Origin of the sequence: Blautia sp. Sow4_E7 (assembly GCF_052116245.1) — a bacterium.
GTDB lineage: Bacteria > Bacillota > Clostridia > Lachnospirales > Lachnospiraceae > Blautia_A.
Genome location: NZ_JBQKLL010000002.1, coordinates 15,494 through 37,224, shown reverse-complemented (window position 1 = coordinate 37,224; position 21,731 = coordinate 15,494). Strand labels below are relative to the sequence as shown.

General features: G+C 43.8%; 18 protein-coding genes. 14 read left to right on the top strand and 4 right to left on the bottom strand.

What is annotated here, in order from left to right; all coding sequences use genetic code 11:
* Nucleotides 1–25: 25 nt before the first annotated feature.
* On the bottom strand, nt 26–2,407 hold the full coding sequence (locus ACTQ50_RS01740; RefSeq protein ID WP_441482712.1) for a glycoside hydrolase family 95 protein: 2,382 nt from the start codon (nt 2,405–2,407) through the stop codon (nt 26–28).
* A gap of 227 nt (nt 2,408–2,634) precedes the next feature.
* Here ACTQ50_RS01740 and ACTQ50_RS01735 point away from each other — a divergent pair, with 227 nt between their 5' ends.
* Complete coding sequence (locus ACTQ50_RS01735; protein ID WP_441482711.1) at nt 2,635–3,498, top strand: YitT family protein; 864 nt, start codon at nt 2,635–2,637, stop codon at nt 3,496–3,498.
* Here the strand turns inward: ACTQ50_RS01735 and ACTQ50_RS01730 are convergent.
* The gene (locus ACTQ50_RS01730; protein WP_441482710.1) at nt 3,491–4,243 is read right to left on the bottom strand and encodes a response regulator transcription factor; all 753 of its coding nucleotides are present in this window, start codon (nt 4,241–4,243) and stop codon (nt 3,491–3,493) included. The two genes, ACTQ50_RS01735 and ACTQ50_RS01730, sit on opposite strands and share 8 nt — an antisense overlap.
* Nucleotides 4,236–5,996 (bottom strand): sensor histidine kinase, encoded by a 1,761-nt coding sequence (locus tag ACTQ50_RS01725; protein ID WP_441482709.1) that lies wholly within the window; start codon nt 5,994–5,996, stop codon nt 4,236–4,238. Before ACTQ50_RS01725 ends, ACTQ50_RS01730 begins: the two co-directional genes overlap by 8 nt.
* Before the next feature lie 211 nt (nt 5,997–6,207).
* On the opposite strand from ACTQ50_RS01725, the gene ACTQ50_RS01720 reads away from it, so the two are divergent.
* The 5 genes from ACTQ50_RS01720 (at nt 6,208) to ACTQ50_RS01700 (ending at nt 12,859) form a co-directional block, all read left to right on the top strand.
* Nucleotides 6,208–7,455, top strand: a complete 1,248-nt coding sequence (locus tag ACTQ50_RS01720; protein ID WP_441482708.1) for an ABC transporter substrate-binding protein — start codon at nt 6,208–6,210, stop codon at nt 7,453–7,455.
* An 83-nt stretch (nt 7,456–7,538) separates the two neighbouring features.
* Complete coding sequence (locus ACTQ50_RS01715; protein WP_441482707.1) at nt 7,539–8,435, top strand: carbohydrate ABC transporter permease; 897 nt, start codon at nt 7,539–7,541, stop codon at nt 8,433–8,435.
* Nucleotides 8,432–9,265, top strand: coding sequence for a carbohydrate ABC transporter permease (locus ACTQ50_RS01710; RefSeq protein ID WP_441482706.1), 834 nt, complete (start codon nt 8,432–8,434; stop codon nt 9,263–9,265). The genes ACTQ50_RS01715 and ACTQ50_RS01710 overlap by 4 nt, the downstream gene beginning before the upstream one ends.
* 26 nt (nt 9,266–9,291) lie before the next feature.
* Entirely contained in the window at nt 9,292–11,319 is a 2,028-nt protein-coding gene (yicI, locus tag ACTQ50_RS01705) for an alpha-xylosidase (RefSeq protein WP_441482705.1), read from the top strand.
* A gap of 166 nt (nt 11,320–11,485) precedes the next feature.
* Nucleotides 11,486–12,859 (top strand): MATE family efflux transporter, encoded by a 1,374-nt coding sequence (locus ACTQ50_RS01700; protein WP_441482704.1) that lies wholly within the window; start codon nt 11,486–11,488, stop codon nt 12,857–12,859.
* 83 nt (nt 12,860–12,942) lie between these two features.
* Here ACTQ50_RS01700 and ACTQ50_RS01695 read toward each other — a convergent pair whose 3' ends face one another.
* The gene (locus tag ACTQ50_RS01695; protein ID WP_441482703.1) at nt 12,943–13,464 is read right to left on the bottom strand and encodes a hypothetical protein; all 522 of its coding nucleotides are present in this window, start codon (nt 13,462–13,464) and stop codon (nt 12,943–12,945) included.
* Nucleotides 13,465–13,665: 201 nt separating this feature from the next.
* Here ACTQ50_RS01695 and ACTQ50_RS01690 point away from each other — a divergent pair, with 201 nt between their 5' ends.
* The 8 genes from ACTQ50_RS01690 (at nt 13,666) to ACTQ50_RS01655 (ending at nt 21,628) form a co-directional block, all read left to right on the top strand.
* A complete protein-coding gene (locus tag ACTQ50_RS01690; protein ID WP_441482702.1) occupies nt 13,666–15,039 on the top strand; it encodes a sodium-dependent transporter in 1,374 nt (457 codons plus the stop codon).
* Between the two features lie 394 nt (nt 15,040–15,433).
* Nucleotides 15,434–15,679 (top strand): TM1266 family iron-only hydrogenase system putative regulator, encoded by a 246-nt coding sequence (locus tag ACTQ50_RS01685; RefSeq protein ID WP_441482701.1) that lies wholly within the window; start codon nt 15,434–15,436, stop codon nt 15,677–15,679.
* Nucleotides 15,680–15,696: 17 nt separating this feature from the next.
* Nucleotides 15,697–16,773: a [FeFe] hydrogenase H-cluster radical SAM maturase HydE gene (gene hydE / locus ACTQ50_RS01680; protein WP_441482700.1), complete on the top strand. Its 1,077-nt coding sequence runs from the start codon at nt 15,697–15,699 to the stop codon at nt 16,771–16,773.
* 69 nt (nt 16,774–16,842) lie between these two features.
* Nucleotides 16,843–18,258 carry a [FeFe] hydrogenase H-cluster radical SAM maturase HydG gene (gene hydG, locus ACTQ50_RS01675; RefSeq protein WP_441482699.1) on the top strand — a complete coding sequence of 472 codons (1,416 nt, stop codon included), beginning with the start codon at nt 16,843–16,845 and terminating at the stop codon, nt 18,256–18,258.
* A gap of 72 nt (nt 18,259–18,330) precedes the next feature.
* Nucleotides 18,331–19,536 carry a [FeFe] hydrogenase H-cluster maturation GTPase HydF gene (gene hydF, locus ACTQ50_RS01670; RefSeq protein WP_441482698.1) on the top strand — a complete coding sequence of 402 codons (1,206 nt, stop codon included), beginning with the start codon at nt 18,331–18,333 and terminating at the stop codon, nt 19,534–19,536.
* Between the two features lie 156 nt (nt 19,537–19,692).
* Nucleotides 19,693–20,103, top strand: coding sequence for a response regulator (locus tag ACTQ50_RS01665; RefSeq protein ID WP_441482697.1), 411 nt, complete (start codon nt 19,693–19,695; stop codon nt 20,101–20,103).
* 123 nt (nt 20,104–20,226) lie between these two features.
* The gene (locus ACTQ50_RS01660; RefSeq protein ID WP_441482696.1) at nt 20,227–20,934 is read left to right on the top strand and encodes a LytR/AlgR family response regulator transcription factor; all 708 of its coding nucleotides are present in this window, start codon (nt 20,227–20,229) and stop codon (nt 20,932–20,934) included.
* A 31-nt stretch (nt 20,935–20,965) separates the two neighbouring features.
* The gene (locus ACTQ50_RS01655; protein WP_441482695.1) at nt 20,966–21,628 is read left to right on the top strand and encodes a sensor histidine kinase; all 663 of its coding nucleotides are present in this window, start codon (nt 20,966–20,968) and stop codon (nt 21,626–21,628) included.
* Nucleotides 21,629–21,731: the final 103 nt, after the last annotated feature.

Here is a 21,731-nt window from a genome sequence, read left to right as displayed (position 1 = left end):
GATATAGAGTCTTTTTTTATAAAAATTAATTTAGCACAGCGGTTCCTTCATATGGGATATTGGCATGTAAGAAATAAGTACGTGTGACGCCTTTTCCTACGCGAAGCTGTATTTTCCTGTCTTTTGCAGCAGTTAATACAAATGCAGCATTCCTTCCAGTCCATTTCAGATCCACGCCAACTCCGCCACGTGCCAGGAACCCTTTCGCTTCCCCGTTTTTCCAGTCAGGCGGAAGGGCAGGGAAAAGGACGATCTCTTCTCCCTGGCTCTGCACCAGAAGCTCCGCCACAGCAGCACTGTAGCCAAAGTTTCCATCAATCTGGAAAGGCGGATGTGCACAGAACAGGTTTGGATAAATACCGCCGCCGTGAACACTGAGTTCCTGACCTGGCTCCACCACATGGAACAGGTTTTTCATAATCTTTCCAACATGTTCTCCATTTTCCATACGCGTCCACATCAGCAGCTTCCAGGCCAGGCTCCAGCCGGTACCTTCATCCCCGCGAAGCTCCAGGCTTTTTTGAACGCCTTTATAAAGCTCTGGTGTCTGAGGTGTGATCCCACGTCCCGGATGAAGCTCGTACAAGTGGGAGAGATGGCGGTGGTGCACATCCTGTTCCGGGAACTCCTCGTTCCACTCCAGAATCTGTCCCTTGCTTCCAAGGGCAGTTGGAACCATCCGTTCCAGTGCTTCCAGAACATCACATACAAGAGTGTTGGAAATCTTCAGCTCCTGGCAGCCCTGCACATAATCACGGAATAGATTGCGGGCAATGGCCTGTGTGTTCTCGCTATATAAAGCAACGGAGCAATCCTCATAGAACTGATTTTCAGGGGAGGTTGCCGGGCAGATGGCCAGTCCTTTTTCTGTCTCCTGAAGCTGTGCCATGCAGAACCGTACATTTTCTTCCAGAATCGGCATGATGGCTTTCAGATAATCTTTGTCCTCTGTAAAAAGATACTGGTCGAACAGGTTGCGGCAAAGCCATGCCTGTCCAAAGGGCCAGAAAGCCCACATAGCCATACCGGTGGCAGGAGAAGTTTTTCCCCAGATATCTGTGTTGTGGAAGCATGCTGTTCCCTCGCAGACGAAAATTTCCCTTGCTGTTTTCTGACCATTCTTTGCAAGCTTTTTGCAAAGCTCTACAAGAGGCTCCTGCATTTCCGGAAGATTTAAAGGTCCAGTCATCCAATAATTCATTTCTGTGTTGATGTTTACTGTATAATTGCCAAACCATGGCGGAATCAGGTCATTGCTCCAGATTCCCTGAAGATTCCCAGCCTGGGTGCCTGGGCGGGAAGAGGAGATAAGCAGGTATTTTCCGAAGGCAAACAGGAGTGCGTACAGCTCTGAATCAGATCCGCCCGCATTAAAGCGCGCCAGACGTTCCTTAAGATCTACATTCTGTAAATTCTCATTTTCACCTACTTCACTGTGAATCAAACTATTGGTGCCATGGTTTTTTGCAGGGGCATTTGGACTATCCCACAATTTTAAAGAAGTTTTTCCGTAATAGCTTCTATATTCCTGCACGTGCTCCCTATAAAGCACGTCAAATGGTCTGGATAAATTCTCCAGATCAGAATGCAGCATTTCTTTTATTGCCTCATCTGTGTACTGCTCTGGATATGGCTTATCAAATCCCTTGAAGCTGGTTCGGATCGCCATGCGGATTTCCAGTTCAGTGATGTTTTCGCATAAAATACCATCAGCTGTCCCGGCAGTGGTACCGCCTTTTACTTTCACAGTTCCCATTCCCATATAATGGATGCCCTGTGCTTCCGGTTCTTCAGGGAAAAGAAAATCTTCTGGCTTATTTTCCTGGATTACCTTAAATCCGCTTCGTCCCGGGCAGATTCCAGAGAAAGTAAAACCATGGTCCCCATAACTTTTTTCTTTCAGAAATCCGCCATCTCCATAGAGAAGAAGGGAAAATGGTCCATCTGCCTGGATCCGGTATACAAGTCCCTGGGAGGGGGCACTGACAAAGCTGGTACGGCTGAACTTTATGCCATTTTGCATATACTGGGCAGCTGCAGTGGCCGTATCAAGATCCAGCTTTCTCTTATAATCAGAAAGAGTTCCTGTCACAGTTCCCTGAAAATCCATATGGAGATCGCCAAAAGGAAGGTAAATCTGCACATCTTCGGATTCCTTTAGCTTTTCTTCCAGAACAGCCTTTGCATCCTCATAGTTTCCGGCTTTTGCCAATTCTCCGGCTTTTTTCACTATCTCCGGGGAAAGTCCAGTCTGTCCATTGTAAGGAGAGCCTGACCATAAAGTATCCTCATTTAGCTGTATGACCTCCTTCTCAGGTGCTCCATGGAGCATGGCTCCGATTCTTCCGTTTCCCAAAGGGAATCCCTCCAGCCAGCAGCTGGCAGGTTCTTTAAAATATAATTCCATACATGAACCCTTTCTTGCTTTGTTGTTGCGTTTTATAATGATATAGCCAGTCTATTATACAAAAAATATACCGAATAATCTATTAAAAATAAAAAAGAATGCAAAATATTGCATAAACAATGAAATATAATCCATAGATTAGGGGGATAAAATTGTATGAAGGTTTCTTTACATATATTATTTTTTACGTTATACTAAATTTACTGAAAAAAGGAGAGAAACAACTTATGAAAAAGAAGATTTTTACAAAAGATAACCTGATTTTCTTTTTAATTTTGAATCTGGGCCTGATCTTTACCGCAGTTGGAATTTCTATTTTTAAGACTCCAAACCACTTTGCATTTGGCGGTACCTCTGGTCTGTCTATTATCCTGTCTACTCTGTTTCCGAAGTGGAACGTAGGTGCCTTCATGTGGATCGTCAACGCAGCACTTGTTGTACTTGGATTTTTCTTTCTGGGGATCCGTTCCATGGGCTGGACTATTTATTCTTCCTTTGCCCTGTCATTTTATGTAAGTGCCTGTGAAGTGATCTATCCGCTTAGCTCCCCACTGACACATGATGTATTTCTGGAGCTGTGCTTTGCGGTTATCCTGCCGGCAGTAGGAGCTGCCATGGTGTTTAACGTAGGTGCTTCCACCGGCGGTACTGATATTGTGGCCATGATCCTTCACAAGTATACCAGTCTGGAAATCGGACGCGCTCTTCTGGTCAGCGATCTTGGGATCGTGCTGATCGCCGCGTACCTTTACGGAGCCCAGACCGGACTTTACTGTATTCTTGGTATGATCCTGAAGTGTACCGTGGTAGACAGCGCGATTGAGAGCCTGAACCTGCGAAAAGTCTGTACTGTCATCAGCAAATATCCAGATCAGGTGGAAGATTTCATCATCAACGATCTTCACCGTTCTGCAACGGAGCAGAAAGCTTTCGGTATTTACACCAAACAGGAGCAGAAGGTGCTGATGACTGTTCTCACCCGAAGCGAGACCAACCGCCTCCGTATCCATTTAAGACAGATCGATCCTCACGCTTTTATTACCATCGTAAACAGCAGCGAGATCATTGGAAAAGGCTTCCGGTCTATTTAATATTTCTGCTCACGAAACACTTATTTCTGCAATCTGTGGGCGTAATGCCAAAGAAATTCCGAAATGCCTTACTGAAATAATTATTATCGGAATATCCAACCCGGGCAGCAACTTCCTGGATCTTAATAGAAGGATCCTCCAGAAGTTCTTTTGCCCGGGTCATTCTGACCATAAGAAGGTATTCCTGAATGGTCATCTCATAATGCTGGCGGAAAAGGCGCGTCAGATACTCCTGGGTAAAGAAGTACTTCTTCGCATAACTGCTGACTTTAAGGGGCTGTGGATAATTCTGGTCAATGTCCTGGCGGATCCCGGCGACAACTTCATCCGGGGAAAGTTTTGGCGCTTCTTTTTCTAAGCAGGTACCTGCATTTCCCAATGTCTGGACTGCTTTATCAATGGCAGCATTTAATTCTTCCCGCGCAATTGGTTTTAACAGATAATCAATGGCACCACATTTCAAAGCAGCCTTTGCGTAATCAAAATAATCATACCCGCTGATCACAATAAAACAGGTATCCCTAAATTCACGGGAAGCCTTTTCCAGAAATTCCATGCCATTCATAACTGGCATCTGCATATCCACAAAAACAATCTGAGGCTTTATTTCCCGCATGGTTTTTAAAGCAGCAGCACCGTTGGTTTCCTGGTAAAATTCTGTAATATGATAATCCGCCCAGTGTCCAAGCCTGCTTATTGCAATTCTGGCAGGTGCCTCATCGTCAATGATCAGTACTTTATACATTTTCATTTCCCTTCTTTCTGATCGGCAGTTCCATTTTTACTTCTGTAAACTGATCTCCCTGTGATTCCAGAAACAGACCAGCCTCTCCCTGATATAATATTTTCAGACGGCTTGCAAGGTTGGGAAGTCCGATGGAATTCCCTTCATCTGTTGATTTTCCGGAAAAAATATCATTCAGTTCTTTCACTTTTTCTGGGAGAATTCCTTTTCCATCGTCGTACACACTGATGAGCAGCCGGTTATTTTCCATACATACCCGGATGATAATGTGAAGAACAGCTCCGTCCTCCGGCATTCCGTGTATAATGGCATTTTCCACCAGCATTTGGATACTGATTTTTGGAATCACTGTCAGATTTACCTTTGGATCAATTTTCTTCGTAACTTCCAGACGCTCGCTCAGCCTTGTTTTCTGTAGAAGAATATATCGGTCTACATAATCCAGTTCCTCCTGCAAGCGGACAAGTTCTCCGCCTTTAATGGTATAACGAAGATTTGCAGACAACGACACGATCATATCATAAATTTCCTGATGATCTGCAAGCAATGCTTCTGTCGCGATCGCTTGAAGAGTGTTATAGAGAAAATGTGGGTTCAGCTGGGCCTCCAAAGCCTGGAGCCTGGAATTTTTCTCATTGATGCTGGAAATATAGTTGGTCTCGATCAATTCATTGATATGGGCTGCCATGTCGTTATAGCTTTCTGTTAATGCACAGGTTTCCTTACAGCCTCCGCCAAAAGCCGTTGGAGAAAAGTCTCCTTCCCCCATTTTTCCCATCTGATGAGACAACCGCTTCAGTGGAATGGTGATCATCCGGATCATAAGTGTAACAATAATGATCAGACAGATGGTGATCACGGCGATCTGCATAACCAGAGGAAGCAAAAAGTCTCTTGCCCGGTCATCCCAGGCGCTTTTAGGAAGCAGAGAAAGCAGGACAATGCCAGTCTCTTCACTGGCCTTGCGAAGTGCAAGATAAGAAATTCCACCGATATTTACATTTTCAACATCGGAATGAAGCCCAAAAAGCTGCTTCGTTTCTTTTTCTTCCTGATTTCGAATATCCTCAGAACTGGAATATAAAAGCTCTCCGTCTGAATTATACAGACATAAGATCTGTCCATAATCCTGATGGTTTTTCATAAGCAGCCGCAGCTGTGTAGTATCTACATCCACATAAGACAAACTGACTGGTTCCCGGTTCCTTAAACGGATCAGGTAATGATAATACCGGAAAAACACATCCTCTGAATCAGAAGGCGCCAGATATTCATATTTGTCATTGCTTCCACATGCAATATAAGGTCTGGATGTTTCGGTATCTTTTACTGGTGTGGATGAAATATGCTGTCCTCCAACCCCTGCATTCCGCTCAAAACATAAATCCTGGTTCATTGCCGTAATGGAATAAGAACGGATATCTGTTCTGCTGTGGTAGGAAGACTGAATTTCCTGTTTTATGTCGCTGATTTCAGAAGAGGAAAGGGGTTTTCTCTTTAGCAGGGAATTATAGACAGATACATTCAGGCAGGGCTGTACACAAAAGATCCGCAGGTCTTGAATATACTGATCCAGATTTGCCACATCCATCTCCAGAATAGTCTGTGTGGAAGAAGTATATTCCTCTGCAAAAGACCTTGCCTGACCAGAATAGCCGCTGTATAAAATAATTCCAAATGCAAGAACGATCACAGACAGGATCACGACTGTCAGCTGCGTCTGCATGGATAAATTTTCTATTTTCTTTTTCATACATAAAACTCCTTTTTATTATGACCATATTATACAACTTGCGGTATTTATTCACAATATAAGAGATTATGGATGTCAAACTTTTACCATAAACAGTTTGATTTTTTCTATTTATTTGTAATATTGCATAGTGTATGATTGGATTATCAAAAAAACAAAGCAAGCTGCCGCGGGCGAAAAGGGCAGCAGCAAAAAGAAGGAGGATATGCATATGCATAAGAAACAAATCGCTTTATTAATGGCTGGTTTAATGGCTGTCAGCTCTCTTACAATGGGTTCTGTAACTGTAATGGCAGACGATGATCCGGTAGAACTTTATTTTATGTTTAATGGTCCGGAATACACAGACGCTTACCATGATCTGATTGATCATTACACTGAGGAACATCCAAATGTATCCATTGAACTGGAAGTCCTTCAGAATGATTACCAGACCGTACTCCGTTCCAGATTAAATTCCGGTGAGGTTCCGGATCTGTTCCTTTCCAGTGCATACAGCGACAATACTTTATATGCAGATTATATTTATAATCTGGATGACGAAGAGTTTATGAAAAACTTTTCCGAGACAACCCTTACATCTGTAACAGAAGATGGCCATATTACAGGAATGCCATTTCTGGTTCAGTCCCATGGCTTTATCTATAACAAAGCTTTGTTTGAGCAGGCGGGAATTACAGAGCTTCCAACTACCTTAGACGAGCTTCGCACTGTTTGCGAAAAACTGACAGACGCAGGGATTCAGCCATTTAGTTCCGGCTTTGGTGAGTGGTGGATCCTTCCGCAGACCGTTTATCCATCTATGAGTGATGCATATGATGGCGATTATGACAAGCTTTTTGAAGATGTGAAAAATGGAGATCTGAAATTTGGTGAGCTTCCGCAGGTTGATTTTGCACTTGATCTTCTGGATCTGATCAAGGAGTACAGCGGTGACAAACCAATGGAGTCCACCAATGACCTTCAGTGCTCTGATTTTGCAACCGGAAAGGTTGCCATGATCCACAATGGTTCCTGGGATGAAGCAAGTATCCGAGCTATTGCTCCTGATATTGATATGGGTTATGTTTATATGCCTCGTATGGACGAAAAAGCAGTTCTCGCAGTTGAGTCCAACCTTACCTTCCGTGTAGCAAAAGATTCCGAGAATCTTGATACGGTTCTTGATTTCCTGAACTACATGTGTACTTCTGATTATGGAAGAAGCTGGGTTCCGTCAGTGATCGGCGATATTTCCCCGCTTACCGGAGCTGACGCACCTGATACACAGCTTGCAGCTGAAACTGCAACTGCACAGGACAATTCCGTAACATGCCCATGGTGGATCTTCAAAGGACCAGAAGGTGTAGAAGAGCCATTTGGTACTGCATTCCAGAACTATGTTGCAGGAAATGCTGACCGCGATGAAACAAAAGAGGTTCTTACCCAGTTATTTGTTGACGCTTACGATGCAATGTAATTTATTATGAAATGATCTGTGATAACAGGGCGGCTGACAATTTCGGCAGCCCTGTTTTTCCGAAAAGGACAGGAGGTTTCTTTATGCAGGCAAACAGCCAGAAACGAAAGGCCAGAAAAACAGCATTAGAATTCGCAGGATATGTAGCCCCGGCAGTTTTCTTCATCACGCTGTTTGTAGGAATTCCTTTCGTTATGTGTATTTATTATTCCTTCCGTAAATGGAACGGAATTGGAAAAACATCAGAATTTATCGGACTTGAAAACTATATCCGGCTTTTTACCAATGATCCGGCCTTTGTCAGTGCGCTGAAATATACTTTTATCTATGCCATTGGAACAGTACTGATTGTAAATGTACTTGCCATTTTCTTTGCCGCACTTCTGGAATCCAAGATCAAAGGCAGAGGATTTTTCAGAGCCGCTTTTTATATTCCCAATATCATAAGCCTTGTTATCATTGGATTTATCTGGAAATTTATCTGTACCAGAGTATTTGAAGCATTGATGTCTATAACCGGATGGGGCATCTTCGGTCTTAGCTGGCTGGGAGACTCCCAGCTTGCGGTGTTCTCAACCATCATTGTTTCTGTATGGCAGAGCCTTGGCTTTTATATCCTGATCTACGTTGCAGGTATGCAGGGGGTACCAACGGAACTGAATGAATCCGCAGACCTGGATGGGGCAGGAGCCGTCCGCAGATTTTTCTCAATTACCATCCCGCTGATCATGCCGTCCATTTCCTTCTGCATGTTCCATTCTGTTGCCAATTCCTTAAAAATGTTTGAATTGATCTTCAGTTTGACAGGCGGCGGTCCGGGAACATCCACAACGTCAATTGCACTTGATATTTACAACACTGCATTTAACAACAGCCGTTATGGTTATGGAAGCGCCAAAAGTGTAATTCTTTTTATCATTGTTCTGGCGATTTCCGTAATTCAGGTTAATTTCTTTAAAGGCAAGGAGGTAGAGGCATGAGTAAAAAAAGCAAAGCACTTCACGGTGTGATACAGTTATTCCTGATCCTTTTTCTGCTTTTGTATCTTTCCCCTCTTTTCCTGGTGGGAATCAATGCTTTTAAAAGCTATCAGGAAATCATGACAGATGTTATGAGCCTTCCATCTGCTTTTACTCTTGACAATATAAAAAATGTATTTCATGATATGAAATATCCGGCTACTTTTTTGAATACACTCATTGCCACAGTGGTAGGAACTCTTGGCATTATCGTAATCGCTTCTATGGCAGGCTACAAAATGGCTCGTGTAAAAACCCGTTCCAGCCGTTTTTGTTTCCTGTTTTGTATTGCACCTATGATGATCCCGTTCCAGTCCTTTATGCTGACTCTGGTAAATGTAGCGACCACTTTACATATCAATGGAAAAATATGGGGACTTGCCATTATCTACTGGGGACTTGGTGCTCCAATGAGTATTTTCCTGTATCAGGGCTTTGCCAAAAGCATTCCCCTGGAGTTGGAAGAGAGTGCACTCATTGACGGTTGCAACCAGTTCCAGCTTTTTACCCGTATTATTTTTCCAATGCTGAAATCCTGTACCGCCACGGTTACGATTATCAATGTAATGTGGATCTGGAATGACTTTCTTCTTCCCCTTCTTATGCTGGGCGGAAGAAAGAGCAGCAAAACCCTGCAGCTTGCAGCCTACAGCTTTATGGGACAGTACAAAATGGAATGGCAGAACATTATGTCTGCTGCGATCCTGATCATTATCCCGGCGCTGATCCTGTATCTGATTTTCCAGAAATCTATTATCAAGGGAGTTGTAGCTGGAGCCGTAAAAGGCTGACCGATTTTCAAAGGAGGAATTGAAAGATGAAGTTTACCAATGGCTTCTGGCTTGTGAGAGATGAATTTCAGGCTGACTATGTAAGAGACATTTATGAGGTAGAAGAGCGGGGAAATGAACTACTGGCTTTCGCCCCCTATAAACAGATCCAGGGACGCGGGGATACCTTAAACATTGGAATGATGACCTATAGCTTCACCGCACCGGCTAAGGATGTTCTGGGAATCCGCATGGTAAATCACGCTGGAAATTACGTAAAAAGCCCATCGTTTGAATTGTACTGTGATTTAGATAAAAAACCGGAAAGTAAATGTGAAAAGGCTTCCGGCAAAGAAAAATGGACGTTAAGATCAGGAAATCTTTCCCTGGAATTTGAGACCGGATCTCCTGAAATGAAGTTTTATGGAGATGGCAGGGAGCTTACCTGTATCAAAAGCAAAACTACCGGAATGATGCACCACAAAGAGGGCATGAATTATCTGGTCTCTGGACTTAATTTAAGTGTTGGTGAGTTGGTTTATGGTCTTGGGGAACGGTTTACCCCTATGGTAAAAAATGGCCAGACCGTGGATATCTGGAATGAAGACGGTGGTACAGCCAGTGAAATTTCCTACAAAAATATTCCTTTCTATTATACGACCAAGGGCTATGGCGTTTTTGTCAATCATCCGGGACGTGTCAGCTTCGAAGTGGGAAGTGAGAAGGTAGAGACGGTACAGTTTTCTGTAGAAGATGAGGAACTGGAATACTTTGTTATTTATGGTCCTACTCCTTTGGAAATTATAGAAAAATACACAGCCCTTACGGGAAGACCGGCATTGCCGCCTAAGTGGTCCTTTGGCTTATGGCTCACTACATCCTTTACCACTAACTATGATGAGGCCACTGTAACCAGCTTTATAGACGGATTTGAACAGCGTAATATTCCACTTTCTGTTTTTCATTTTGACTGTTTCTGGATGAAAGGCTTCGAATGGTGCAATTTCACCTGGGATAAAGATATGTTCCCGGATCCGGCAGGAATGCTGGAACGTTTCCATAAACGTGGACTAAAGATCTGTGTGTGGATTAATCCTTATATTGCACAGAAATCCCCTCTGTTTGCGGAAGCCATGGAAAAAGGATACCTTCTCATGAAGGATAACGGAAGAGTATGGCAGTGGGATATGTGGCAGGCTGGTATGGGACTGGTTGATTTTACCAATCCTGATGCGTGCAGCTGGTACCAGAGTAAGCTGAAAGCACTTCTGGATGTGGGAGTGGATTGTTTCAAAACAGATTTCGGGGAACGTGTTCCTACCAATGTGAAATGGTTTGACGGCTCTGATCCGGAAAAAATGCATAATTATTACACGTATCTTTATAACCAGTGCGTATTTGAGCTTCTGAAAAAAGAAAAAGGAAAAAACGAAGCAGTCCTTTTTGCCCGAAGTGCAGCGCCTGGCGGACAAAAGTTCCCAGTACACTGGGGCGGGGATTCCACCAGCCAGTATATTTCCATGGCAGAAACCTTAAGAGGCGGACTTTCCCTTATGGACAGCGGCTTTGGCTTCTGGAGCCACGACATCGGCGGTTTCGAAGATGATGGCTCTGCTGATCTGTACAAAAGGTGGGTAGCTTTCGGACTTTTATCTTCCCACAGCCGTTTACACGGATCCAGTTCTTATCGTGTTCCATGGAATTACGACGAAGAAGCGTGTGAGGTGTTGAAATACTTTACAGAGCTGAAATGGAAGCTTATGCCTTATATTTATAGTCTTGCACAGACTGCCCACGAAAAAGGGCTTCCAGTAATGCGTCCAATGCATATGCAATACCCGGATGACAGAAACTGCACATATCTGGATCAGCAATATATGTTAGGAGACCGCATTCTGGTTGCACCTGTATTTTCTGCAGATGGAAAACAGGATTTTTATCTGCCGGAAGGAAACTGGATACATCTTCTTACAAAAGAACCTGCACAGGGAAACCAGTGGCATACTGGAAACTATGATTACTTTAGTCTGCCATTGTATGTAAGGGAAGGAGATCCTTTACTAAAAGTTATTTAATAGAAAGATCTTACAGGCACTGTCTGGCATGTTAGTCTCAGACAGTGCCTTTTCAATGTCAAAATAATGTTATTTTTTGTCAGAATAGGGATAGCTTTTGAGGTTGAAAAACAGTATAATACCAAATAGTTTATTTAAATATAGGTATTTACTAAGGGGGGGGAAAATGAAAAATACAGTTTTAATTGGAAAAGATGATTTTTATCCGCAGATTTTCCGGCTGGCGGTTCCCATTATTATTCAGAATCTGCTCAGTGCAGCAGTAAATTCTGCGGATGTGATCATGCTGAATTATGTGGGACAGTCTGCTATTTCAGCGGTGTCCCTGGCAGCCAATTATTCCAATATTTTATTTATGGTGTATTATGGCATTGGTACCGGTGCCTCTCTTTTATGCTCCCAATATGCCGGGAAAAAGGATTTTCAGGCCATTCATGTGGTGGAGGGAATCGCACTTCGTTTTTCTGTTATGATTTCTTTACTGGTTGCGCTGGTCGCTTTTACTGCGCCTCAGATGATGCTGAGACTGTTTACCAATGATCCGAAGCTGATCACCATTGGTTCCTCCTATATTCGCATTATGGGCGTTACCTATATCTGTTGGGGAATTTCGGAAATCTATCTGGCGGTCCTTCGAAGTATTGGAAGAGTGACCATCAGTATGGTACTGAATATGCTGGCATTTATTCTAAATATATTCCTAAATGCGGTTTTTATCTTCGGCCTGTTTGGTGCTCCGAAGCTTGGTGCAACCGGCGTTGCAATCGCCACCGCTACATCAAGATTGATCCAGCTGATTGGATGTGTGGTTGTATCTTTCTTTAGCAAAAATGTAAAACTGAATCTGGCGTATATGTTCCTTCGCAGTAAAGTACTATTTCAGGATTTTATTCGCCTGTCACTTCCTGCACTTGGAAATGACCTGTCCTGGAGCGTTGCTTTTTCCATGTATTCCGTAATCCTGGGACACCTTGGTACGGACGCAGTAGCTGCAAACTCCCTGGTTACGGTAGTGCGGAACATTGGCTCTGTATTCTGTTTTGCCATTGCAAGTGCGGGAACCATTCTTCTTGGACAGATCATGGGAAAGGGAGATCTGGAGAAATCCAAGCGATACGCTTCCAGAATGCTGAAACTGACCGTGATCACCGGCGCACTTGGAGGACTGATCGTTCTTGCCATTACTCCTTTTGTGCTGAAATTTGCTTCCCTGAATGACACCGCCATGCATTATCTGAAATATATGCTGCTTATTAATACCTATTACATTATGGGATCCGCAGTAAATACGGCTTTGATTGCAGGAGTCTTCCGGGCTGGAGGCGATACGAAATTTGGCTTGATCTGTGACACGGTAGATATGTGGGTGTATGCAGTGCCTCTTGGTTTCTTTGCTGCCTTTGTGCTGAAGCTGCCAGTGCTGTGGGTTTACTTCCTGCTCTGTACAGATGAGTTTGTGAAATGGCCCTGGGTTTTCCATCATTATCGAAAGGGAGAGTGGGCGAAAAATATTACCCGGGAGGATATTTTTGAACAATAGAATAGGATAAAAAATGGACACAGACTACAATGTCTTTATTACTGAACATCCAGTAATGGCATTGTGATCTGTGTCCATTTTGGTTAGATTTCTACCAGAATTCCCTTTTCTTTATCATACTTACAATACTTGCCGTTTCCGGAAATAAACGGCTGATAGGTATTGGTACGAGTATCTTTCACATATACGATTCCCGTAGCGATCATTTCTACCAGGGAGAAGCGTTTGCTCAGGCTGGAAATCCAGGCGTATGTCTTGTTGCTGTCTGAGTCAGCTGCCACCAGACTGTAGCCTTCTTCACATGGTTTCAGTGAGAAGTAAATTTTCTCCGGCTTGGAAGTCTCTTTAAATACCTGGCTTGCTATGTAAGAAGAGAAGTTCTTCTCTACAAACTGCTGGAAAGAATACAAGGTGTAAACCTCCCCGCTGACTTCATCTGTGATCCGGTCCCCGCGTTGCAGACGTGCCTTGATCAGTGACAGCGTCTCAATGGTCCAGTTGATAAAAGAGATGCTGCTGTAGGTCATGCTCTCCAGAAGCTGGTCGATCAGCTTCTTCGTGAGAACATTTGATTTCGTTGCTTCGTTAAATAATTCTTCGTTCATAATCCGCACCCTCCATAACATATATATGGTAATTGATAATTTTTATTATAGAATGATATTTGGTTAAAAGCAATAATTTCTGTTCTTTTTTCGCTCTTTTTTTATATAATATTTGCCTTTGTAAGAAAACCGTGTTATCATCATAAGAGTTGAACTTTACAAGAAGCAAAACAAATTTAAAGTATGTGGAAGGGAAAACTTATGGAAAAACATCATCACGAGCGAAGTACATTTTCCGGAAAACTGGGATTTGTACTGTCCGCAGCCGGAGCTTCCGTAGGATTGGGAAATATATGGAGATTTCCTTATCTGGCAGCGAAATACGGCGGCGGAATCTTTTTACTGATTTACATTATTCTGGCACTTACCTTCGGGTATTCTATGATCGTAGCAGAGACCGCTCTTGGTCGAATGACCAGGAAAAGTCCTGTAGGAGCTTTCGGAAAATTTGGCAAATCCAAATGGCTTTCCTTTGGTGGCTGGATCAACGCCATTATTCCAGTGCTGATCGTGCCTTATTATTCTGTTATTGGCGGATGGGTGATCAAATACCTGATCGAATATGTGAAAGGTAACAGTCAGAAGCTGGCAGAGGATGGATATTTCTCTGAATTTATTTCAAACGGTACTTCTACAGAAGTCTGTTTCCTTGTTTTCGCGCTTTTAACAATTGCCATTATTTATGCAGGAGTCCGAAACGGAGTAGAGCGTGTTTCCAAATTTATGATGCCGATCCTGGTATTTTTATCTGTACTTATCACCGTTTACTCTGTGACAAGACCTGGTGCCCTTGCCGGTGTAAAATATTTCCTGGTGCCAAATCCCCAGAATTTCTCCTGGATGACAGTGGTGGCGGCTATGGGACAGATGTTCTATTCCCTGTCCATTGCAATGGGTATTCTGGTGACCTTTGGTTCCTATATGAAAAAGGAGGTATCGATCGAAGGTTCTACCAAAAATGTAGAAGTTTTTGATACCGCCATTGCGATCATGGCAGGTTTGATGATCATTCCGGCTGTGTTTGCATTCTCAGGCGGAGATCCAGACACCTTGCAGGCTGGTCCGGCGCTTATGTTTATTACAATTCCGAAAGTTTTTGCAAGCATGGGACTGGGAACTCCAATTGGAATCCTGTTCTTTGTGCTGGTGCTTTGCGCAGCACTTACCAGCTCCATTGCTCTGACGGAGAGCGCTGTATCTACTTTCCAGGATGAGCTGAGATGGCACAGAAAGAAAGCAACGGTTATTGTAGGAGTGATCATGATCCTCCTTGGAACCCTTTCTTCTCTTGGCTATGGACCGCTCGGTTTTGTAAAGATCATTGGCATGCAGTTCCTGGATTTCTTTGATTTCCTTACAAACTCTGTGATGATGCCGATTGCAGCCTTTGCAACCTGTATCCTGATTTCCAAAAAAGTGGGAATGGAGAAGATCGAAGAGGAAGTGGTTGCCGAAGGCGGCACTTTCCGCAGAAAAAAAGTGTTCAACTTTATGATCAAGTATCTTTGCCCGATTTTTGCAGCCATCATCTTGCTTAGTTCTGTGGCAAATGCATTTGGATTGATTTCCATGTAAATATTTTCATATCAGAATCCTACAGTCTATTTGTTCAGACTGTAGGATTTTTTTAGTTCTTAAATGGATATGTCGCCTATCGGCGACATTACTATATATGAAAGTCAGTTACTCCGCACCTACGGTGCTCCCGTAACTGCCGACCGCATTCGTAATTCGGACTATCGTCCTACTTACTCATACGGTCTAGCCTGTCCGATATCCATGAATTCGCTCATGCAAGCATGGCTCATTCATGGCTGCCGTCCAGGACTTTCATAGTAAAATTATATAAATAATACAAAAATAAAAAGAATTACACTTGATTTATGTATAATATGCCAGTATAATAAATCTAAATATAACCTTAATCGCTTATTTTTCTCAATTACCTATTTAGAAAAAAGGAGTTTTTATGGAAACACGAGTCGCTGTGATCAGCATCATTGTGGAAGATACAGATGCTGTGGAGCCGTTAAATGAGCTGCTTCACAGCTATGGGAAATACATCATCGGACGCCTTGGCATTCCCCACCGGGAAAAAGGGATCAACATTATCTGTGTGGTGCTGGACGCACCCATGAACCAGATCAATGCCTTGTCCGGTTCACTTGGAAGATTAGACGGTATTTCTACCAAGGTAGCATATTCCAAAGTCTGAGGAGAAAAACACTGCCTATGATTCAGGAAAACAAAAAGCGGATGGATCTGCTGGAGCAACAGCATATTCTCCCCCGTGAGGAACTGACTGCACTTCTGGATGGACAGTGTGAAGAGCTGTCCGCCTATCTTTTTCCAAAAGCGGACAGGATCCGCAGGGAAAATTACGGTACAGATGTCTATGTGCGCGGTCTTATTGAATTTACCAACTATTGCAGAAACGATTGCTATTACTGTGGAATCCGCCGTTCCAACCGAAACGCCCAGCGTTACCGTCTGACGGAAGAGGAAATTCTTGGATGCTGTGAAGAGGGCTATCAGCTTGGTTTTCGGACCTTTGTACTTCAGGGAGGAGAGGATCCCATATATTCACCAGAACGGCTGGAAGCTCTGGTGCGTGCCATAAAGTCTCATTTTCCAGACTGTGCCATTACCCTTTCGGTAGGAGAACACGGGAAAGAGACATATCAGCGCTGGTTTGATGCGGGGGCAGAGCGGTATCTTCTCAGGCATGAAACCGCTGACGACAGCCATTACCGGATTTTGCATCCGTCGGAATTATCCTTGCAGCACCGCAAACAGTGTCTGTGGGATCTAAAAGAGATCGGCTATCAGGTGGGCTGTGGCTTTATGGTCGGTTCCCCAGGGCAGACCAGTACCCAGCTTGCAGAAGATCTGCTTTTTATCCATGAATTGCAGCCGGAAATGGTTGGAATTGGCCCGTTCATCCCACAAAAAGACACGCCATTTGGAAAAGAAACAGCAGGAACCCTGGAGCAGACTTTATTCCTGCTGGGGATTATCCGGTTGATGCTCCCGCAGGTTCTTTTGCCCGCCACCACTGCACTTGGAACCATTCATCCAAGGGGACGGGAGCTGGGAATCCAGGCAGGAGCCAACGTATGTATGCCTAATCTTTCCCCTGTAGCAGTCAGGGAAAAATATGCCTTATACGACAACAAAATATGCACCGGTGACGAGGCTGCACAGTGTCGGAACTGCCTTGCCGCCCGTATGCAGTCCATCGGATACCAGGTTGTGGTATCCCGGGGAGATCATAAATCACGAACAAGCACGCCTCACATGAGGGCTTGAAAATATTATCTAACCCCAAATCTACTGACAGGGAAGAAATGATCTGACCTGAAAGAAAGGAGCTAATTTATGTACAATCCCAAATCATTAAAAGCAGAGGAATTTATTGACCACCAGGAGATCCTGGACTCACTGGCCTACGCAGATGCCCACAAGGATGATATCGCCCTGATCGATGAAATCTTGGAAAAAGCAAGGCTTCGAAAGGGCTTAAGCCATCGCGAGGCTTCCGTACTTCTTGCCTGTGACCAGGAAGATAAGGTTCAGGAGATTTATGCTCTTGCAGAGCAGATCAAAAAGGATTTTTACGGCAACCGTATTGTGATGTTTGCCCCTCTTTATCTGTCTAATTATTGTGTAAATGGATGTATTTACTGTCCATATCATGCCATCAACAAACATATTCCACGAAAAAAACTGACCCAGGAAGAAATCAAAGCAGAAGTGATCGCCCTTCAGGATCTGGGACACAAGCGTCTCGCGATTGAGGCTGGAGAGGATCCTATCAACAATCCAATTGAATATATTCTTGAATCGATTAAAACAATTTATTCCATCAAGCATAAAAATGGGGCCATCCGCCGTGTAAATGTAAATATTGCGGCTACAACAGTGGAGAATTACCGCAAGCTTCATGAGGCGGGAATAGGTACTTATATTCTTTTTCAGGAAACCTATCACAAGGAATCCTATGAACAGCTTCACCCATGGGGACCAAAGCATGATTATGCATATCATACAGAGGCTATGGACCGTGCCATGGAGGGCGGTATTGATGATGTAGGACTTGGCGTTTTGTTCGGACTGGATAAATACCGTTATGAGTTTGCCGGTATTCTGATGCATGCAGAGCATCTGGAGGCAGTTCACGGAGTGGGACCGCATACCATTTCTGTGCCCAGGATCTGTCCGGCAGATGACATTGATCCAAGTACTTTTTCCAATGCCATCAGTGATGATATTTTTGCAAAGATCGTGGCTTGTATCCGGATTGCAGTTCCTTATACGGGCATGATCGTTTCTACCCGTGAGAGCCAGAAGTGCAGGGAGAGAGTGCTTCATCTTGGTATTTCCCAGATCAGCGGCGGTTCCCGTACCAGTGTGGGCGGATATACGGAAGAAGAGCGGCCAGAGGATACGGTTCAGTTTGATATTTCTGACAGACGCAGTTTGGATGAGGTTGTCTGTTGGTTGATGGAGATGGGATATATTCCGTCGTTTTGTACAGCTTGTTACAGGGAGGGACGTACTGGGGACCGGTTTATGTCTCTTTGCAAGTCTGGGCAGATTCAGAACTGTTGTCTGCCGAATGCGCTGATGACGTTGGAGGAGTATTTGCAGGATTATGCTTCTGCGAAAACAAAAGGACTGGGAGAGGAAATGATCCGTCAGCAGCTGAAGGATATTCCGAATGAGAAGGTTCGGGGAATTGTGATGGAAAGATTGGAGAAAATCGTGCAGGGAGAGAGGGATTTCAGGTTTTAAGCTACATGAATATACATTGCAAAATCGCTGGTTGTTGAAAAGTTGTAGTAAAACAGCAGGAAGGATTATTTTATGAGTAGTTTAAATCAAACACCTTCTGCAAATCGTCTTCATATCAGTTTCTTTGGGTGTCGGAATGCGGGGAAATCCAGTGTGGTGAATGCAGTTACCGGGCAGGAGCTTTCCATTGTGTCGGACATAAAAGGAACTACCACGGATCCGGTGACAAAGGCGATGGAACTTTTGCCCTTGGGACCGGTAGTTATTATTGATACCCCTGGTATTGATGATGTGGGGCAGCTTGGGGAACTGCGGGTGCGGAGGACGAAGAAAATTTTAAATAAAACGGATCTGGCAGTTCTGGTAGTAGATGGGGCTATTGGAATGCAGACGGCAGATCAGGAATTGGTGGAATTATTTCAGAAGAAAGAAATTCCTTATCTGGTTGTGTATAATAAGGCAGATCTGGTACAAAGTGTTCCAAAAGATGGAGAAAATGAGATCTGGGTTAGTGCGGCAGAGGGAACCAATATTTACGAATTAAAGGAACGGATTGGTGCCCTGGTAAAAACAGATACTATGACACGTAAACTTGTGGGACAGCTGCTGAAGCCTTTGGACATGGTGATCCTGGTCTGTCCCATTGATGAGTCGGCACCTAAGGGGCGCATGATCCTGCCACAGCAGCAGGCAATCCGTGATGTGCTGGAAGCTGGCGCCATTGCTGTTGTGATCCGGGAGCATGAGCTTGCTGCCACATTAGAGCGGCTTGGAAATCAGGCTGCGATGGTGGTTACAGACAGCCAGGCCTTTGCCCTGGTGGGAAAAGAAACACCGGATTCTATTCCGCTGACTTCTTTTTCCATCCTTATGGCGAATTACAAGGGATTTCTGAAAACTGCGGTAAATGGGATTTCTGCATTGAAAAATCTGAAGGATGGTGATAAAGTTCTCATTGCAGAGGGCTGTACTCATCATCGCCAGTGCAACGATATCGGAACGGTGAAGCTTCCCAACTGGCTGAGAGCGTACAGTGGAAAAAAGCTGGAATTTGAATTCTGTTCCGGGCGGGATTTCCCGGAGGATGTAAGTCCGTATGCGCTGGTTGTGCACTGTGGAGGATGTATGCTTACGGAGAGGGAAGTTCAGTATCGTATGCGCTGTACGGTAGATCAGGGAATACCATTTACCAATTATGGGACTGTGATCGCTATGGTGACTGGAACCCTGGAACGAAGCCTGCGGATTTTCCCGGAAATACATGATATGCTAAAATAAAACAGATGATATAAATGCAGTTTTTTTAATTACAGAAGGGGCTTTCTGCAAAATTCCATAGAGGTCACCAGTGAAGAGGGAAAAGGTTCCAGATTTACAGTAACTCTGCCTTTTGATATTGCCAGTGAATCCGATATCCAGAAGGACGATTCCGAAATGGAAGCCTGCGATATTTCCGGTATCCATATTCTTCTGGTGGAGGACAACGACCTGAATATCGAGATCGCCGAAACCTTTTTAACAGATGCCGGGGCTATTGTCACCAAAGCCCACAACGGCCAACAGGCTGTTTATGCTTTCAGCGAAAATCCGACAGATTATTTTGATGTGATCCTGATGGACGTTATGATGCCGGTTATGGATGGCTACGAAGCCACCAAAAGGATTCGAAGCCTGGACAGACCAGATGCGAAAAACATCCCCATCTTCGCCATGACAGCCAATGCTTTTGCCGAGGATGTGGAGGAATCCAGAAAAGCAGGAATGAATGAGCATATTTCCAAGCCTCTTGATATTGGAAAAGTGAAGGCGACCATTGCCAGATATATTAATCATAAGAAGATTTAAAATTCAAATTATAAGAATTTCATCTAACTAAGAAAAGCTTCTCTCCGAAGATCTTGGAAAACAGGAGAGACGCTTTGATTATCTAATTATTATGTTATTTTTTACTAAATGGAGAATCATTCTATGAAGTCAATATATAACATTGCGATCTGTGACGATGAGGCCGCTGACAGAACTTACCTGTCCATGTTAAGCCGGGAATGGAGCAGTAGAAATGCCTGTTCTGTACAGATTTCAGAGTTCACCTCTGCTGAAAGTTTCCTGTTTCGATACGCAGATAAAAAGGATTATGATATCATTCTTCTGGACATTGAAATGGGAGAAATGGATGGCGTATCCATGGCCCGAAAGCTGCGCCAGGACAATGATACCATTCAGATCATATTCATTACCGGATACGCAGATTACATTTCAGATGGCTATGAGGTAGATGCACTTCACTATCTGATGAAGCCTGTAAAAGAGGAAAAACTGTTCCAGGTTCTGGATAAAGCAGCGAAAAAACTGGTTTCAAAAGAGAAGGTGCTGAACCTTATGTCCAGCGGAGAAATGGTGCGGATTCCGGTTTATCAGATCCATTATGTTGAAGTAAATGGCAATTATATTACCATACATGGGGTTCAGGAAGTTATCCTGAAACTCACATTAAGCGAGCTGGAAAAGATGCTGGATTCCCGCTTTTTCCGGGCAGGACGTTCCGTTTTGGTGAATTTGACAAAGATCAGAAAAGTCACAAAAAAGGAGATGTACCTGATGGATGGAAGCGTAATTCCGCTTCCCAGAGGAGCTTATGAAGCAGTTAACCGGGCAATTATTGATATGACAGATTAACCACCAAAGTAAATACGAATGGAGTAATTTTATGAGATTATTCTGGAAAAAAGCAGATAAAAAACTGGCTGTTTACCAGCAGGAATTAATCGAAACCCACTATCAGGAAGTGGACAATATGTACCGCCAGATCCGTGGCTGGAGGCACGATTACCGCAATCATATCCAGACCATGAAAGCCTATGCAGCAGCGGAGGACTGGGATGCGATCCGTCATTATCTGGATCTTCTGGATGAGGATCTGACAACTGTGGACACAGTGATCAAGACTGGAAATGCCATGACAGATGCCATCTTAAATTCCAAAATATCGCTGGCAAAATCGAAGAATATCCAGGTAATTGCAGATGCGGATATTCCTGTAAAGCTGAAATCCTCAGAGATTGACCTTTGCTGTATTATTGGAAATCTATTTGACAATGCCATTGAAGCTAGCATGGAACTGCCTGAGGAAAAGCGGATCATCCGGCTCTATATGGATATGAAAAGCACCCAGTTATATATCTCTTTTACCAATTTTACAGCTGGAAAGAAGCTGAAAAAGCAGGGCAATCTTTTTAAAAGCACAAAGGGAGAAGGACATGGTTTCGGGTTGATCCGTATTGACGAAATTGTGGAACGACTGGACGGATATATCAGCCGGAACAGTGAAGACGGAGCTTTTACCACAGAAATTTTACTGCCGCAGATATAAAGTTGAATCTTTGTTTTTTGCCCTGCTGCAAAATTTGATTGTGTTCTTAATTATTCCTGCAATTACAATTCATCACCCAAACCAGGCAATTCGTCCCCAGAAT